A 13,214-nucleotide genomic window follows, 5' to 3' on the forward strand; every position below is an offset into this window, starting at 1 on the left:
CAACAGGGAACTGCCAGGGATGCCGCTGATCGTCATAGCCGAGGATGAATTCCTGCTCGCAGATGTCCTTACAATGATGCTGGAGGACGCGGGCTATGAGGTGGCCTCCGCATCACATGGAAAGGCCGCGCTGACGCTTGTCAAGCAAAAGCTGCCGGCGCTCGTCATAACGGATTTCATGATGCCGCTCATGACCGGTTTGGAGCTCGCTCAAGCTATGCGAGCTGATGCCACTCTTTCGTCCATTCCAATCGTGCTGGTAAGCGGCGCACAGGGAAGCATCGGGCGAGCGCACCCTGAGGTCTTCGATGCCGTCCTTGACAAGCCTTATCGGGAAAAAACGCTGATCGCGACCGTTGCCGGTCTGATCGGCAACAGGTGATAAAAGATCCACCAAACGTTTTCGGAAGAGACAGAGAGCTCTGCTCGTCGTCTAGCCTAGTGATTATGAGCGTCCCGAAGTTTTGAAATGCCGTCAGTGGGCTTTTGATGAGTTCGGCTCGGTATGCTCTGGACTAGCCTGAATGGCTGCGGCCAGTTGTATGGCGTGTCGCACAGCCTCGCGCGTCACCGGCTTTGCCGCGCCGCCGATCGCGTCGCTGGAACCCTTCGGCGCGTCCTGACCGTTCGTCAAATAAACAACCCCAATCCCAAAACCATTGACCAGGCTTTTGGCAATCTCCGGGCCGGTCATTGCGTCGCCAAGACGGATGTCGATGAGGGCAACGTCTGCGAGAGGCGCAAGTTCGAGCGCTTCGGCCAGCGTCGTGGCAATCCCGATCACTTCCCCGCCCTCCTGCAGGATGACCTCCTCGATTTCAAGAAACATCTGAGGCTCGTCTTCAATAACCAGAACGCGCATGCCCACTCTCCCTCATGAAAGACGCCTCTAAACGAGAATAGCACGGGAGCGCCGGAGCGCAGACGATAAGTCAATGCCGGGCTGCCATTGTCCGAAACCGGACATTTTTTGAAAGAAGGCCGCGGCCGTGGGTATCGAGGGAACATGACGGTCAGCCACGGGTTAGAGTTCTAGACTGTTTCGAACAACGACCAAGGAGAAGCAAAATGGGAATGAATTCTCCAAAAGACGGGATGCCCGGCACGACGGACCAGTCGCCGCGTTGGGAAGGACCTAAATCGAACACGCCGCGCGGCTACATGCCAGCCAAGGACGATCCGGATCGCGACCGTGACGCCCTGGGCGAGAACAATCGCGACCCAGAGACTAGAAAGGTCTCCGACGCGCTGAAGACAAAGGAGAACGGTGATGAGTAACGTCGAAAAGGATGCACGCGGACAGTTTGCGAAATCACAAGGTGACCGCAAGGCGTCCGGCGTCCACAGCGCCAAGCCCACTGTCGTGACCGGCTCAGAGGATGCGACAGCTCACAAGCGTCCTCCAGGTTCCAAAAAGCCGGAGAAGGACTGGGACATCAACTATGACCCGTCAGAAATGAACGAGGGACGCTCTCACTGACGCAAGCCGGAGCTCCGCTGTATCAGGAAGCTTGAAGACGGTGATCAAGGTCAGGAAATCAGCGTTCGTTGGACAAGCCGCGTCGCCTTCGAAGATCCACGCGGCGAAAAACGCATGCGAACGTTTATGACGCGATGTGCCAGTGTTCGCCGGAGCGTGGCTGATGCACTCTCCTCCGAGCGACTTCAAGTTCTCGATCTCGTAGCGGTTAGTGCCGTCATCGTGATGATGCCGCTGGTCGTGGTTGACGCGATTTGTCACCGCTTCTAGCGGGAACACCACTTTTGGAACAAAGGACGCCGCTGTTTGTTGGACGCGTGCAAACGTAAAAAGGAGAACGACATGGCCACAGCAAAGACCCTCGACGACCTGTTTCTCGACACTCTCAAGGACATCTATTATGCCGAAAAGCAGATCTTGCGTGCACTTCCGAAAATGGCCCGGGCTGCACAGTCTGAAGATGGCAAGAAAGGTTTTCTGAAGCATCGCGACGAAACTCAAGGCCAGATCGAGCGCCTGGAACAGGTATTCGAGATCATTGGGAAGCCGGCCCGAGGCAAGACCTGCGAGGCGATCCAGGGGATCATTGCAGAAGCAAACGAAATCATCGAGGAATTCGACGGAAGCATTGCTCTCGATGCTGGCCTGATCTCGTCAGCGCAGGCTGTAGAGCATTACGAAATTGCGCGCTACGGCACGCTGATTGCATGGGCCAAGCAGCTCGGGCACAAGCAGGCAGTCACCCTTCTCCAGCAGAACCTTGCGGAGGAGGAGGCAACCGACAAGAAACTGACAGAACTTGCACTGTCAGCGGCGAACGCCAAGGGCACCAAGGCAGCTTGACATCTTGAAGCGCTGCGGCACGGTCGCAGCGCTTCGCACCTCAGGCATTGTCAAGTATCGGCCAGTAGCAGTCGTTCCGGAAATCCGCTGGAATTGGGTCGAGGCGTGACAAGGCGCCTACCACAAATTCAATCTGCATTCGAAAGTGATCAACAGAACGCGGCACCGCAATACCGGTCATGCGCCGCCGTGCCTCCAGCCGATCATAGCCCGAATCTCGCAGCCGACGCGCGCCCTCTCTTCTGACCTGCGCTACATCAACCTGAGCGGCATTGTCTCCATTCACCCACCCATTGGCCGCGAGGCCACCCTCGATCACCCTGAATGCCATCTTCGTTCCACCGTCACCCCGACCCTAACTGGGATCAGAATCCGATTCGACGCAACGGCATCGATAGCGGGGCGGACGATGGTCGATTGACTCTAGCGGCGGTCATTGCTGATTTGCAACAGCTGGCCACAGGTGGGCAGGAACAACTCTCCGGTTCCCTGGTTCGATTGAGCAACTATTCAAGGGTCTGCTAAATGACAAACTACCTCACATTGGAGGCCGGATGCGAGCGTAAGGGTGAACTTGATCGTCAAACTTACCGTCACCAAATCCGCGGATTCATTCGAAACACAAGGTTCGGAAGACGAGGACATGGTCTTTCCTGGCAAGGAGACGGAACCGCCCGTTGTCTTAAGATCGCCGGTAATCATCTCGGCGATGCCAATATTGATCGAGCTTAAGGAAGGTGTCGAGTGGGACGAAAGATGGGATCAACGCGCGTGAAGCTTGTAAACCGGTTTGCACGGCAACGATCAAAGCTTGCACACTGAGCCAAAAGATCTCGGATGCCAAAAGATAACAATCCGCTCGAGCGGATCCCTTGTCGGGCAGGCAGGCTCTCGTCACTGGGTTCCACCGCATCTTCGCGCAGCGGCTGGCAGATCAGTACGGAGTGACCGGTCAAAAGAGCGACAAATAGAATGTACGCAAACGGGGCTGAAGAACCTTCATTCTCCAATTCGATCAAGCAGGGGCGGCAGGTCTGGCAGCTGCCAGCGCGACACTCAGCTGTGCCTGCGTGAATGGTTTCGAGAGCTTCACGACGCGTGGCGCCGTGCCGTCGGGCAGCTCCGCATAGCCTGTGGCAAGAACCAGCGCCACGGACGGGTGCGAAAGGCTGACTGTTCGGATCAGCTCCGCCCCTGTCATATTTGGCATGGCATGATCGGTCAGGATGACGTCCGGAATGAACCCTTCCTTGAGCAACTCGAGCACCTGCCCCGCTGATTCAGCCTGTATGGCCTCGTGGCCCAGATCTTCCAGCATCAGAATAGTGTTCATCAAGACGAGAGCATCGTCATCGACGGCAAGAACAGTCAATTGCGACGGTGATTGGACAAGCGGTTCGCTTGGCAGATGGGACGCCGGCTCGTTCTGATCAGCCGCGACTGGCAACCACAGTTGCGCCGTGCAACCCAGGCCCGGCGCCGACTTCAGATGAAGGGCCCCGCCTGCCTGGGCCATCAGGCCCTGGACCATGGGCAAACCCAGTCCAGTACCTTTGCCAATTCCCTTGGTTGTGAAAAAGGGCGTCGTGGCAAGCTCCAGGGTCTCGTCATCCATGCCGCCTCCTTCATCGGCGACCGAAAGACAGACATAGTGTCCCGATGGCAGTCCCTGGCTGTTGGTACCTGTGAGGCTATGGCGCCCGGCGCTAATCGTGATCGTGCCACCATCGGGCATGGCATCACGCGCATTGACGACCAGATTCAGGAGAGCGTTTTCAAGCTGATTTGCATCCGACAGAACTGCCGGCAGGTCAGGCTCAAATCGGCTCACGATCTCGATCGCCGGACCGATCGAGCGTTCCATCAGTTCCGTCATTCCGCTTACAAGATCAGCGACCTTGACCGGTTCAAGTTTGAGGTCCTGCTTGCGGGAGAATGCCAGCAGCCGCTGCGTGAGAGACGCGCCCCTTCGCGCGCCGACGATGGCGTTGTCAATCAAATCGAGGACACTTTCCCCAGCCAGGGTTCGTTTGCGGGCGATCTCAAGGCTGCCAAGGATTGCCATCAGCAGATTGTTGAAGTCGTGCGCGACCCCGCCGGTCAGCTGACCGACCGCCTCCATCTTCTGCGCCTGAAAGAGCTCCTGCTGTGCACGGGCCAACGCTTCTTCGGCCTGCCGCTTCTCGGTAATATCGCGGGTGATCTTCGCAAAGCCGACAAGGCTGCCGTCATCGGCATGTATGGCATCTATTATGACGTTTGCCCAGAAGCGGCTGCCGTCCTTTCTGATCCTCCAGCCTTCCTTTTCAAAACGGCCTTCGCGCGCGGCTGTTTCAAGGGCCATAGAAGGCAGACCCGCTGCCTTGTCCTCGTCGGTGTAAAAGCGTGAGAAATGCTGCCCGATGATTTCGTCGGGCAGAAAGCCCTTGATGCGCTGAGCGCCAGCGTTCCAGCTGGAAACCAGGCCATCGGGATCGAGCAGATATATCGCATAATCCGTGACACCCTGAACGAGCATGCGGAACTGCTCTTCCTGACGCTTGAGAATCTGTTCGGCCTTCTTGCGCTCAGAAAGATCCCTGGTGATTTTGGCAAAGCCGAGGAGCAATCCGCGACTATCGCGGATCGCATCGATCACGACGTGGGCTGGGAAACGCTCCCCGTTCTTTCTGAGCCTGAAGCCCTCGGCCTCGAAGCGGCCGGTTGTGGCTGCCGTCTCCAGTGCGGTTGCGGGAACGCCGGATGCCCGGTCTTCCGGCGTATAGAAGCGCGAAAAGTGCTCACCGAGGATTTCGTCCTCCTCGTATCCCTTAAAGCGCTTGGCGCCCATGCTCCAACTGTTTACCCGCCCTTGCGGGTCAAGCATATAGATGGCGTAGTCGGTGATAGCATCGACGAGGAGCCTATATCGGCCGTCCAGGTCGCTCCCCTCAAGATCTGTCATGCTGGCAGTCCCAAAATCACTTTGCGCTATGGAGGTTCGGATAACCGCTATGATCTAGTCCAACCAGTTCATCCGGCAAGGCTGTGTACGATTCCGGTCATAAGGACCATATCTACTAGTCGAAGCTGAAGTTGTCCGGAAGCGGCGTAGCAATGCTGCAACAGTTTTCGACATCGGTACTTCGAGATTTGGGAATGTCCGGTCTGTGGGACGGTGCCTCGGCACCGACAGCCCCACGGCGCGCACTCTCGGAACTGAAGATCCATCAGCATGGGACTGGACGGGCTCGCCCGCTATCCGCACTTTGTAGACCACCCGGACCTGTCTCATCGTCGAGAGCTTAAAAGCCATCGAACTTTGCGAGAGAGAGGGCGTTCGATCTTATGCGAAGCGAAATCGGACCGATCTCCGCTTGAACAAAATCGGAAAATTATCGTTTGCTTTCTATCGCGCGGGAGCCAGCATGATTTTCCAAAAGGGAAGCTTCGCTGCAGACTATCTGACTGGCACGCACATACGGAAAAGCCAGCGAAGTGAAAGATAAGGCGATTTGTCGATGAACCAGCCTCGAACGGTAAGATTGACCCGCGCCGATGCCGAGAGCATTGGACAATTGATCCGGTTCTGCCGGGAGCTCGCCAGCATTGTCCGCGATGCAGATCTTGCCGAACTGGATCAAATTACGGCCGCCATTAATCAGGCGCAGGCGTTTCTTGAGCGCAATGAAGACATGATCGAGCCGGACAACGGCCCGGTTTAAGACTGCTGTTCAATTTCGGCCATCCCGTCGCCGCATGGCGCGCCGGATAAGACCCTTCTGCCGTCTTTGCTCGATAAGGTAGTCAGCATACCCAAGGGCAACGTACAATAATGTTCGTCCGGCAACAGCGGCAATCAGCAGCAGTGCTATCAAAATGATCCATGTCATTGGAACGCCTCGGTATCGGGATGATCCGTCAAACGTGGAAATACCAGCCTGGTTCCCAACATCCGGGCTGTCGTCCATGGAACTGCTGGCGGCCTCGGTAGTTCGACGAAGCGATATGGGATACAGCCACGCGATGGAACCCTTTCGATCGAAATATCAATGGCGCAGGACAGGCACCGGATCCCAGGATGTCTTCGACGGCAACGTCCGTTTTGGGCGGGTTATCTTTGAGGTGGGTGGCGGCCCGCGGCAATGCGATGGGAAGGCGGGCTTGACCCACGGATCAAGATGATCATTAAACCGCATGTCGAGGCAGCTGAGCGAGAATCGGATGCTTTTGCACTGGTCGAAGCCCATTACGAAAGCTGCCTCAGATTGAATGGGCTGACAAAAGGCCGGGCGATCCAGTTCTCGTCGAGCGACGTACAGGAAGGACAGTGACGCTGACGCGCGGAGGCGGTGCCTCGCGCGGCATGGAGGGTAATGTGGATCAGAAGCTTAGCCTGCTCACTGGGAAGAATATCCTGATCGTTGAAGACGAATATTTCGTCGCCGACGATGTGCGGCAGGCACTTGAGCGGGCGGGAGGGTGCGTGGTCGGCCCGGCGCCTTCTGTCGAAGCCGGTATGGTATTAATCGACACGCGTGCCATCGACGGCGCGATCCTGGACATCCGGCTTGACGGTGAGACGGTTTTTCCGATTGCCGAACGGCTTCAGACAATGGGAATACCGTTTGTGTTCGCGACCGCTTATATCCGCAGCCAGATTCCCGAAGGCTTCGCGGGATATCATCTTTGCGAAAAGCCGACGGAACTCGGCGCCATTGCTGTCGCGCTTTTCGGCACCGCGAGAGGTGACCATTAGCACCGATCCCTAGGTACGGTTGCGTACCTTGCCCTTTTCACCCGGAACAAAGGTACCTTCTGAGCTTTGATGAGGTCGGGAGGTGCACAATGGCCCTTAAAATCAATCGACAGTCGAACATAGAGCATGAGCTGGTCCTTCTGTTGCCGGCTCTGCGCGCTTTTGCGAGGACTTTTCATCGCAATCCGACCGAAGCGGACGATCTCGTCCAGGAAACGGTGGTCAAGGCGCTATCACACATTGACCGCTTTCAAGAGGGCACAAGGCTGAAGTCGTGGCTCTTTACCATCATGCGAAACACTTTCTGCTCGAAGTTTCGTGTCGGGAAGCGGGAGATTCTTGGCGCCGAAGATTGCGCCTCCTCACGTGGCAGCGTCCCACCCGAGCAGGAGTGGCGCGTGCGAGGCCATGAACTCGAGCGTGCCTGCGGCCAACTGCCCGAACCCTATCGATCGGCATTCGAGTTCGTGTTCATCGAAGGCCACTCCTATGAAGCCGCCAGTGAGCACTTCGATTGTCCAACCGGAACGATCAAAAGCCGCGTCAACCGAGCAAGAGAGCGGATTGCGCAAGACCTTGGCGAGTTGAAGAGTGGGACGCCCTAGCTGGGAGCATTGGGGCGCAGCGTTGCGACAAGATCGCGATAGGCGCTTTCTGCCTGCCCGTAGCAGCCCTGGCAGAATTGTTCCAGTCCGCGGCGATCCCTCACCACGACGAGACTGCGTTCCGAATGGATCAATCGCCGGCCCTCAAGCACATGAAGCGCCGTCGTCACGCTTGGACGGCGAACAGCCAGCATGAGTGAGAGGAATTCGTGTGTGAGGGATACACGGTCGCCGTCGATGCGGTCGTGGCACATCAATATCCAGCGCGCCAGGCGCTCTTCGACGGATTAGCTGGCGTTTGCCAAGGCCGTCGAAGCTGTCTGCACCAGGAAGCTCTGGGCATACCGGTACATGATCTCGCTTACTGCCGGGTGGGCTAGCAGGACGGGCCGGAAATTCTTTGTGCGGGCCCGCAGGCCATATCCCTCGACTTGCATGACGGCATCGAACGGCGCGCTTTGCCCCGTCAGCAATCCAGCAATTGGCGCTGCCCCCTCCCGTCCGACAATGCCCACCTCGCAAGACCGGCCCTCCGACGTCGTCATGATGATCGAGGCTATACCACCCTCCAGAAAGTAACAGAATTCCGGAACCTTCCCACTGGTCGAGAGCATCGAATTCTTTGCAAGGACGACAGGTTCAAGAAGAGGCCGTAGCGCAGACATCGCGTCTTTTGCGATAGCAGAAAGCAGGCCGTTGCGTTCGACTGCCTCGGTGGATGTGTCCATTGGCCGATCTCCCTTTGCCTCCCGAACGTCGGCACAAAGCGCGAGTTCCAGCGCGGCGAACTCACCAAGGCCGGAACTTTCTACCTTGGAAACTGTTCGGCAGATTTTCTTGAAGGGAGTTCGGCAGATGAGCGAGACCGCGCTGACACCGGGTCTGGAAGTTGTGCCCTCGGATAATCCAAATGTCTTCAACCTCGCGCACGAGGGTATGTATATCGGGGTTCTGGCCTGCGACGGCAGCAACCTGACCAGCAAGGCTCCGTGGGGTTGGCGTCTGAGCGTTGGTCACGGCGTTGGCACCCTGCCGCCGACTGGGACCTCGGCCAGTATAGAGGAGGCGATCGCTCAGGCTGAACGCGCCCTTCGCCGGACTACGACACGGCGCTGACCCGACTGTCAGGAGGGCAATCGACCAGGACCGTTCGCCTTCCAGTGCCCGTCCGGCCGATCAATCGCAGCCTTTCGCGTGTTTGTCTTCTGGCAGACATTGACTCCTATAGCCTGCTATCAGAGAAATGAAATCTACCGTTCGGCGGGGATTGAATGCGAACCCAACGCGATTCCACGATAGTTGGAAAGGCAGCGGTCGGCGCGATTGCGGCGATGTTCTGCGGATTGGCGGTCGTCCTTTCCCTGTGGCTCCATTCGAGCTACTGGTCGGCCGTCACACGCGGTGAAGAACAGGTCACGGCGACAACCAAGATCGTCGCTGCAAACGCGATCTGGATCAATTCGCTCGCTCGCCAGACGCTCTATCGCATGGACGATGCGGTGGGTGACGCTTCCCAGCCGCTCGACGCTACCGGCATCAAGCATCTCAACCAGGCGACAGCCGGATTGCCTGTCACCGCAACGGCATACGTCATTGCGCCCGACGGCCACGTGATTTACTCCAACGATCGCGAGAACAGCCCTTCCGACATCGCCGATCAGCTTTTCTTCAAGCGATTGTCGAATGGGGCGGAGGATTACACTTCCGCTTTGACAATGCTTCGAGGCACGAACCGTCATGTGTTCCTGTCGGCAACAAGGATCGAGCGTAACCGGATTTTCGCAGGAGTTGCCGTGCTTGCCTTCGATGCCGGGATGCTGAGGGCGATATGGGATGCCGCATCCCTCGGAAAAGGTTCAACGGTCAGTTTCATCCGACGTGACGGGAAGCTGATCGCCAGGCATCCCGAAGCAAAGGATGCGGTCGATCTCGGTAACTATGTGCTGTTTACAGACTATATGCGAAAGGCAACGGCGGGCACCTACATATCGGCATCGCCCGTCGACGGTGTCACCAGGCTCGTCGGCTACCGGATCGTCGAGCGCACGCCCTTCGTGGCAATCGCCTCGGCAGAAGTGTCAGCCATCATGTGGCCGTTCTGGCGTGACGTGCTGACAGCGGCGACAGTTCTTCTGCTTGCGCTTGCCGCAGCCACGACCGGCGCCTTGAAGATCCTCAGTCTCGCCAAGGCCGAAGCACAACGCACCACCGAGCTCGCACAGGCAGTGCGCACCAACAAGGTGCTGATGCGCGAGATTCACCACCGGGTGAAGAACAATCTCCAGACCGTGATGGCTTTGATCCGGCTTCAGGGCCTCAAGCAGGAGACAGTCCAACGGCTGCACGAGCGTATCATTGCCATGTCAGCTGTCCATGAGCAGATGTATGGCTTCGATCAGTTTCGAAGTGTCCAAGCACGCGATTTCATACCAAACCTCGTCAGAACCCTCGTTGACCTCCATGATCGCGACATAGCACTTAATTTCGAGATCGACGATATCGAGATCGATGCGGACAAGGCAACACCGTTCGCGCTTCTCCTTAACGAACTCCTGACCAATGCAATGAAGTATGCTTTCGATACGCGCCAAGATGGCCGCATCGAGGTTCGGCTTCAAAAACTGTCTACCGGGCGGGTCAGACTGGAGGTGAGCGATGACGGCATCGGCTATGTGCCGGCAGGCGCCAGGTCAGGGATGGGAACCCGGCTGATCAAGTCATTTGTTTCGCAGATGAGCGGGGAATATCGCTATGAGCAGGCCGGCGGAACGGTCTTTATCGCGGAAATCTCACTCGGATAGCGGCGACGCGCAGCGTCATCGTCAGGACTGTCGGTCGATCCCGAAATGGTCGAGGATGATGCGGGCGTTACGCCGGTGGGATTTGAAATAGACATCGAAGAAGTCGCCTGCAATCGGGATGGTGCCCGACGCCGCATCAAGCCCGAGATTGACAAACATTTTGACGAGCTTTTCGCGCGGAAGGCCTAGCTGTCGCGCCTCGTTGATGATCACCAGCCCAACCAGCGAGCCGGCAATATCGCCAATGCCCGGGATCAGACCGAGTATCGCGTCGGCGCCGAACCTTATCCCAAGGCCAGGAATGCCAACAGCGGTGTCCATGAGGTTTGCGAGGCGCATTGCACGACGGATCCGCACTTCCTCTGCTGGCGTCGGCCCCGAGGCGTGCCTAGAACTCATCGGCTCAGGCTGCCATTGTCAGCCGCTGCGGTGCAGGAATGTCCTCACCTTGAGTTTTGGCACTGATATAGCGCAACACTGCGGCTACATCGTTGTTTCGAAGGGGTTTGGCGAGTACACCAAGCGAGCCGCGAAATCCCTCAACCGCTTCGGGATTGCCGGTCAGAAACACGACATTCACGCCGAACTCGTCGATAAGGCGGCGCGCAATTTTGGGACCCTCTACCCCGTCACGCAGCCGAACATCGGCGAAAGCGACATCCGCCTTTGGAGCGAGCGCGAGAGCATCATCATATGATGCAGCAAACCCGACGGAGCGATGTCCGGCATGGTGGACGTCGTCTTCGAGGTTCAAAGCAAGGATGATTTCGTCTTCGACGATCATAACGTTCATGAAAGTGCGCCCTTCTAAGATCGCACATTAACGTTAAGCCGGATACTTTAGTTCCAGCTCATGAGCGATTTCAGCGGTCGAAGGGGATGTCCGTTATATTGTTAATTGGTTGACGACGCCCGCAGATCCCGACCGTTGGCGGCACGAGGGCGGCAATGGCGCGCTTTTGGCCCCCACTCGGCATTCAACTGTGGGCTGGCGCTTGTCTGACGTAACCTTGAACTGTGATCTTCCAAGTCGCGGTTGGAACAAACAACGCTTTGCGAAGTTACGACCCCGTTAGTCATTCTTTCAGGAGGTTTTAAAATGGGTCGTGGACTATTGCTCTGGTTGCTTGGGATCCCCCTGCCAATCGTTATTCTTCTCGTACTGTTCATGCGATAGGAGCGGCTGATGGCTCTTGGCTCCGAAACCGGCACCGGGCTCGTTCCGGTCGAATCGGCAAAATCAGCGATCTCCTGGGGTTCAATTATCGGTGGGACGGTCGCGTCGATCGGCGTGACGCTGATGCTTCTTCTGCTCGGTACAGGGATGGGCCTGACCATGGTGTCTCCGTGGTCGGGCGAGAGCAGCTCGGCCGCGACCGTTGGGATTTCCGCAGCGATCTGGCTGGTCGTCGTGCAGTGGCTCTCTTCGGCCCTTGGCGGATATCTAACGGGGCGCCTGCGTACGAAGTGGGCTGTGGTCCATACCGACGAGGTCTTCTTCCGCGATACAGCGCACGGCTTCCTCAGTTGGGCACTGGCGACGATCTTCGTTGCCGGATTCCTTGCTTCTTCTCTCGCATCGCTTGCGGGCGCTGGCGCAAGCGCAGCCGGTTCTGTTGCGACCGGCGCCGGGATCGCGGCGGCCGCGCCTGCAGCATCCGCCGCATCCACCAGCGATCTGTCGACGGGTTATTTCACTGATGCTCTTCTTCGCCCGGCCGAGGCCGGTGCCAGGGCAAAAGAGGACAACGCGGCGGCGACAGCGGAAATCTCGCGCATCTTGATGCAGAGCGCCGCGAAGGGATCGGTTTCCGATAACGACAAGGCCTATATCGCAAGCCTCGTTGCCGCACGTACCGGCTTGTCCGAACAGGATGCGCGCAACCGGGTTGATACGGTGCTCAAAGAGATCGAAGATGCGAAGGTTGCCGCGCAGGCTGCCCTCGACAAAGCGCGAAAGAGCGCGGCAACAACCGCTCTTGTGGGAACGATTTCGCTGCTAGTCGGCGCCTTCATCGCATCGGCTGCGGCAGCACTTGGTGGCCGCCAGCGTGACGACGAAGAGGATTTAGTGCGCACAACGCGAGGCCCTCTCGTCTGAGTGCGCATTGAAAAGCCGGCAGCGCTCACGCGCTGCCGGCTTTTTGTTATCAAGCGTACAGACACCCTCCGTCGTCTTATCTTGGTGTAGCATAGGCGCATGCAAGGCGGAGTTGTCGTGCCATCATGCCACCGATAAAAAATTCCAGACTTCTGATCCTATTGGAAGGATTGAGCCAGACAGAGTACATCTCGCCGCCGAGTGGCGTTGGGCTGAAAACCGGCCTGCGAGCTGTCGAACTGGGCCTCGTCCAATGGAACGACGACGTTAAAGCTGCGCGGTTCAAGCTGACGAAAAAAGGGCTGGGCTACCGGTCGCGCTTTGCAAAAGCCATCTGATCATCATGTGTCCCGTCTGGATGAAACTGCCTGCATCGTTGCGCGAAGTGCGGCATCCAAGACAGCGCGGCCAGGCAGCAATCGGGCCAAGCGGGGCTGTCGACATATTCGCGCCCCTGCCTCGCCGCCCTCGATCAAAGTCTGACGCACGTCGTCGTCGCTCAATTGGTGCTCCCGCTTTCTGTAGAACCTGGATAGGCCGTAGACCGCGAACGGTAAGCCCCAGACGCTGCAGTCGTTGCGGAGAAGCTCTGGTGGAAAAAGCGCGACCGAACTCATGATGCCGTTGCGCGTTATGACGTGACAGC

The 13,214-nt window shown here is 57.7% G+C and carries 18 protein-coding genes; 11 read left to right on the top strand and 7 right to left on the bottom strand.

Annotated features, from left to right (window positions below):
- Positions 1-19: 19 nt before the first annotated feature.
- Positions 20-382, top strand: coding sequence for a response regulator (locus ABIE40_RS27370; protein ID WP_112720371.1), 363 nt, complete (start codon positions 20-22; stop codon positions 380-382).
- Positions 383-475: 93 nt separating this feature from the next.
- On the opposite strand, the gene ABIE40_RS27375 is transcribed toward ABIE40_RS27370, so the two are convergent.
- Entirely contained in the window at positions 476-862 is a 387-nt protein-coding gene (locus ABIE40_RS27375; protein WP_148194879.1) for a response regulator, read from the bottom strand.
- Between the two features lie 206 nt (positions 863-1,068).
- On the opposite strand from ABIE40_RS27375, the gene ABIE40_RS27380 reads away from it, so the two are divergent.
- The 3 genes from ABIE40_RS27380 (at position 1,069) to ABIE40_RS27390 (ending at position 2,323) form a co-directional block, all read left to right on the top strand.
- Complete coding sequence (locus tag ABIE40_RS27380; protein ID WP_199629992.1) at positions 1,069-1,278, top strand: hypothetical protein; 210 nt, start codon at positions 1,069-1,071, stop codon at positions 1,276-1,278.
- Positions 1,271-1,480: a hypothetical protein gene (locus tag ABIE40_RS27385; RefSeq protein WP_112720368.1), complete on the top strand. Its 210-nt coding sequence runs from the start codon at positions 1,271-1,273 to the stop codon at positions 1,478-1,480. Before ABIE40_RS27380 ends, ABIE40_RS27385 begins: the two co-directional genes overlap by 8 nt.
- A gap of 342 nt (positions 1,481-1,822) precedes the next feature.
- The gene (locus ABIE40_RS27390) at positions 1,823-2,323 is read left to right on the top strand and encodes a YciE/YciF ferroxidase family protein (RefSeq protein ID WP_199629993.1); all 501 of its coding nucleotides are present in this window, start codon (positions 1,823-1,825) and stop codon (positions 2,321-2,323) included.
- Positions 2,324-2,363: 40 nt separating this feature from the next.
- Here the strand turns inward: ABIE40_RS27390 and ABIE40_RS27395 are convergent, their stop codons facing one another.
- Both ABIE40_RS27395 and ABIE40_RS27400 read right to left on the bottom strand, forming a co-directional pair.
- Positions 2,364-2,654 carry a hypothetical protein gene (locus ABIE40_RS27395; RefSeq protein WP_199629994.1) on the bottom strand — a complete coding sequence of 97 codons (291 nt, stop codon included), beginning with the start codon at positions 2,652-2,654 and terminating at the stop codon, positions 2,364-2,366.
- A 684-nt stretch (positions 2,655-3,338) separates the two neighbouring features.
- Positions 3,339-5,267 carry a hybrid sensor histidine kinase/response regulator gene (locus ABIE40_RS27400; protein WP_199629995.1) on the bottom strand — a complete coding sequence of 643 codons (1,929 nt, stop codon included), beginning with the start codon at positions 5,265-5,267 and terminating at the stop codon, positions 3,339-3,341.
- Between the two features lie 556 nt (positions 5,268-5,823).
- On the opposite strand from ABIE40_RS27400, the gene ABIE40_RS27405 reads away from it, so the two are divergent.
- From ABIE40_RS27405 to ABIE40_RS27415, 3 genes are all read left to right on the top strand, one after another.
- Complete coding sequence (locus ABIE40_RS27405) at positions 5,824-6,027, top strand: hypothetical protein (RefSeq protein WP_112720364.1); 204 nt, start codon at positions 5,824-5,826, stop codon at positions 6,025-6,027.
- A gap of 605 nt (positions 6,028-6,632) precedes the next feature.
- Positions 6,633-7,061, top strand: a complete 429-nt coding sequence (locus tag ABIE40_RS27410; protein WP_354541179.1) for a response regulator — start codon at positions 6,633-6,635, stop codon at positions 7,059-7,061.
- Between the two features lie 89 nt (positions 7,062-7,150).
- Entirely contained in the window at positions 7,151-7,666 is a 516-nt protein-coding gene (locus ABIE40_RS27415; RefSeq protein ID WP_112720362.1) for a sigma-70 family RNA polymerase sigma factor, read from the top strand.
- Here ABIE40_RS27415 and ABIE40_RS27420 read toward each other — a convergent pair.
- Together ABIE40_RS27420 and ABIE40_RS27425 are read right to left on the bottom strand one after the other, a co-directional pair.
- Positions 7,663-7,938 carry a helix-turn-helix domain-containing protein gene (locus ABIE40_RS27420; protein ID WP_354541267.1) on the bottom strand — a complete coding sequence of 92 codons (276 nt, stop codon included), beginning with the start codon at positions 7,936-7,938 and terminating at the stop codon, positions 7,663-7,665. The two genes, ABIE40_RS27415 and ABIE40_RS27420, sit on opposite strands and share 4 nt — an antisense overlap.
- 15 nt (positions 7,939-7,953) lie before the next feature.
- On the bottom strand, positions 7,954-8,394 hold the full coding sequence (locus ABIE40_RS27425) for a Crp/Fnr family transcriptional regulator (protein WP_354541180.1): 441 nt from the start codon (positions 8,392-8,394) through the stop codon (positions 7,954-7,956).
- Between the two features lie 127 nt (positions 8,395-8,521).
- Between ABIE40_RS27425 and ABIE40_RS27430 the strand changes: the two genes are divergently transcribed.
- Together ABIE40_RS27430 and ABIE40_RS27435 are read left to right on the top strand one after the other, a co-directional pair.
- The gene (locus tag ABIE40_RS27430; RefSeq protein ID WP_199629996.1) at positions 8,522-8,782 is read left to right on the top strand and encodes a hypothetical protein; all 261 of its coding nucleotides are present in this window, start codon (positions 8,522-8,524) and stop codon (positions 8,780-8,782) included.
- A 371-nt stretch (positions 8,783-9,153) separates the two neighbouring features.
- The gene (locus tag ABIE40_RS27435) at positions 9,154-10,467 is read left to right on the top strand and encodes a sensor histidine kinase (RefSeq protein ID WP_354541181.1); all 1,314 of its coding nucleotides are present in this window, start codon (positions 9,154-9,156) and stop codon (positions 10,465-10,467) included.
- Between the two features lie 21 nt (positions 10,468-10,488).
- On the opposite strand, the gene ABIE40_RS27440 is transcribed toward ABIE40_RS27435, so the two are convergent.
- Together ABIE40_RS27440 and ABIE40_RS27445 are read right to left on the bottom strand one after the other, a co-directional pair.
- Positions 10,489-10,866, bottom strand: coding sequence for a DUF4112 domain-containing protein (locus ABIE40_RS27440; RefSeq protein WP_199629998.1), 378 nt, complete (start codon positions 10,864-10,866; stop codon positions 10,489-10,491).
- Positions 10,867-10,870: 4 nt separating this feature from the next.
- A complete protein-coding gene (locus ABIE40_RS27445; protein WP_199629999.1) occupies positions 10,871-11,260 on the bottom strand; it encodes a response regulator in 390 nt (129 codons plus the stop codon).
- A gap of 393 nt (positions 11,261-11,653) precedes the next feature.
- Here ABIE40_RS27445 and ABIE40_RS27450 point away from each other — a divergent pair, with 393 nt between their 5' ends.
- Together ABIE40_RS27450 and ABIE40_RS27455 are read left to right on the top strand one after the other, a co-directional pair.
- Positions 11,654-12,568 (top strand): hypothetical protein, encoded by a 915-nt coding sequence (locus ABIE40_RS27450; protein ID WP_199630000.1) that lies wholly within the window; start codon positions 11,654-11,656, stop codon positions 12,566-12,568.
- A 170-nt stretch (positions 12,569-12,738) separates the two neighbouring features.
- A complete protein-coding gene (locus ABIE40_RS27455) occupies positions 12,739-12,906 on the top strand; it encodes a hypothetical protein (RefSeq protein ID WP_354541182.1) in 168 nt (55 codons plus the stop codon).
- Positions 12,907-13,214 lie beyond the last annotated feature (308 nt).

Origin of the sequence: Rhizobium sp. OAE497, from assembly GCF_040546565.1 — a bacterium.
In the GTDB taxonomy this organism is placed as follows: domain Bacteria; phylum Pseudomonadota; class Alphaproteobacteria; order Rhizobiales; family Rhizobiaceae; genus Rhizobium.

Coding starts and splice junctions, on each gene's coding strand:
- ABIE40_RS27390 (WP_199629993.1), top strand. CDS start 1,823: ATGGCCACAGCAAAGACCCTCGACGACCTGTTTCTCGACACTCTCAAG.
- ABIE40_RS27370 (WP_112720371.1), top strand. CDS start 20: ATGCCGCTGATCGTCATAGCCGAGGATGAATTCCTGCTCGCAGATGTC.
- ABIE40_RS27445 (WP_199629999.1), bottom strand. CDS start 11,260: ATGAACGTTATGATCGTCGAAGACGAAATCATCCTTGCTTTGAACCTC.
- ABIE40_RS27415 (WP_112720362.1), top strand. CDS start 7,151: ATGGCCCTTAAAATCAATCGACAGTCGAACATAGAGCATGAGCTGGTC.
- ABIE40_RS27405 (WP_112720364.1), top strand. CDS start 5,824: ATGAACCAGCCTCGAACGGTAAGATTGACCCGCGCCGATGCCGAGAGC.
- ABIE40_RS27380 (WP_199629992.1), top strand. CDS start 1,069: ATGGGAATGAATTCTCCAAAAGACGGGATGCCCGGCACGACGGACCAG.
- ABIE40_RS27440 (WP_199629998.1), bottom strand. CDS start 10,866: ATGAGTTCTAGGCACGCCTCGGGGCCGACGCCAGCAGAGGAAGTGCGG.
- ABIE40_RS27425 (WP_354541180.1), bottom strand. CDS start 8,394: ATGGACACATCCACCGAGGCAGTCGAACGCAACGGCCTGCTTTCTGCT.
- ABIE40_RS27395 (WP_199629994.1), bottom strand. CDS start 2,654: ATGGCATTCAGGGTGATCGAGGGTGGCCTCGCGGCCAATGGGTGGGTG.
- ABIE40_RS27375 (WP_148194879.1), bottom strand. CDS start 862: ATGCGCGTTCTGGTTATTGAAGACGAGCCTCAGATGTTTCTTGAAATC.
- ABIE40_RS27400 (WP_199629995.1), bottom strand. CDS start 5,267: ATGACAGATCTTGAGGGGAGCGACCTGGACGGCCGATATAGGCTCCTC.
- ABIE40_RS27430 (WP_199629996.1), top strand. CDS start 8,522: ATGAGCGAGACCGCGCTGACACCGGGTCTGGAAGTTGTGCCCTCGGAT.
- ABIE40_RS27435 (WP_354541181.1), top strand. CDS start 9,154: ATGGACGATGCGGTGGGTGACGCTTCCCAGCCGCTCGACGCTACCGGC.
- ABIE40_RS27450 (WP_199630000.1), top strand. CDS start 11,654: ATGGCTCTTGGCTCCGAAACCGGCACCGGGCTCGTTCCGGTCGAATCG.
- ABIE40_RS27385 (WP_112720368.1), top strand. CDS start 1,271: ATGAGTAACGTCGAAAAGGATGCACGCGGACAGTTTGCGAAATCACAA.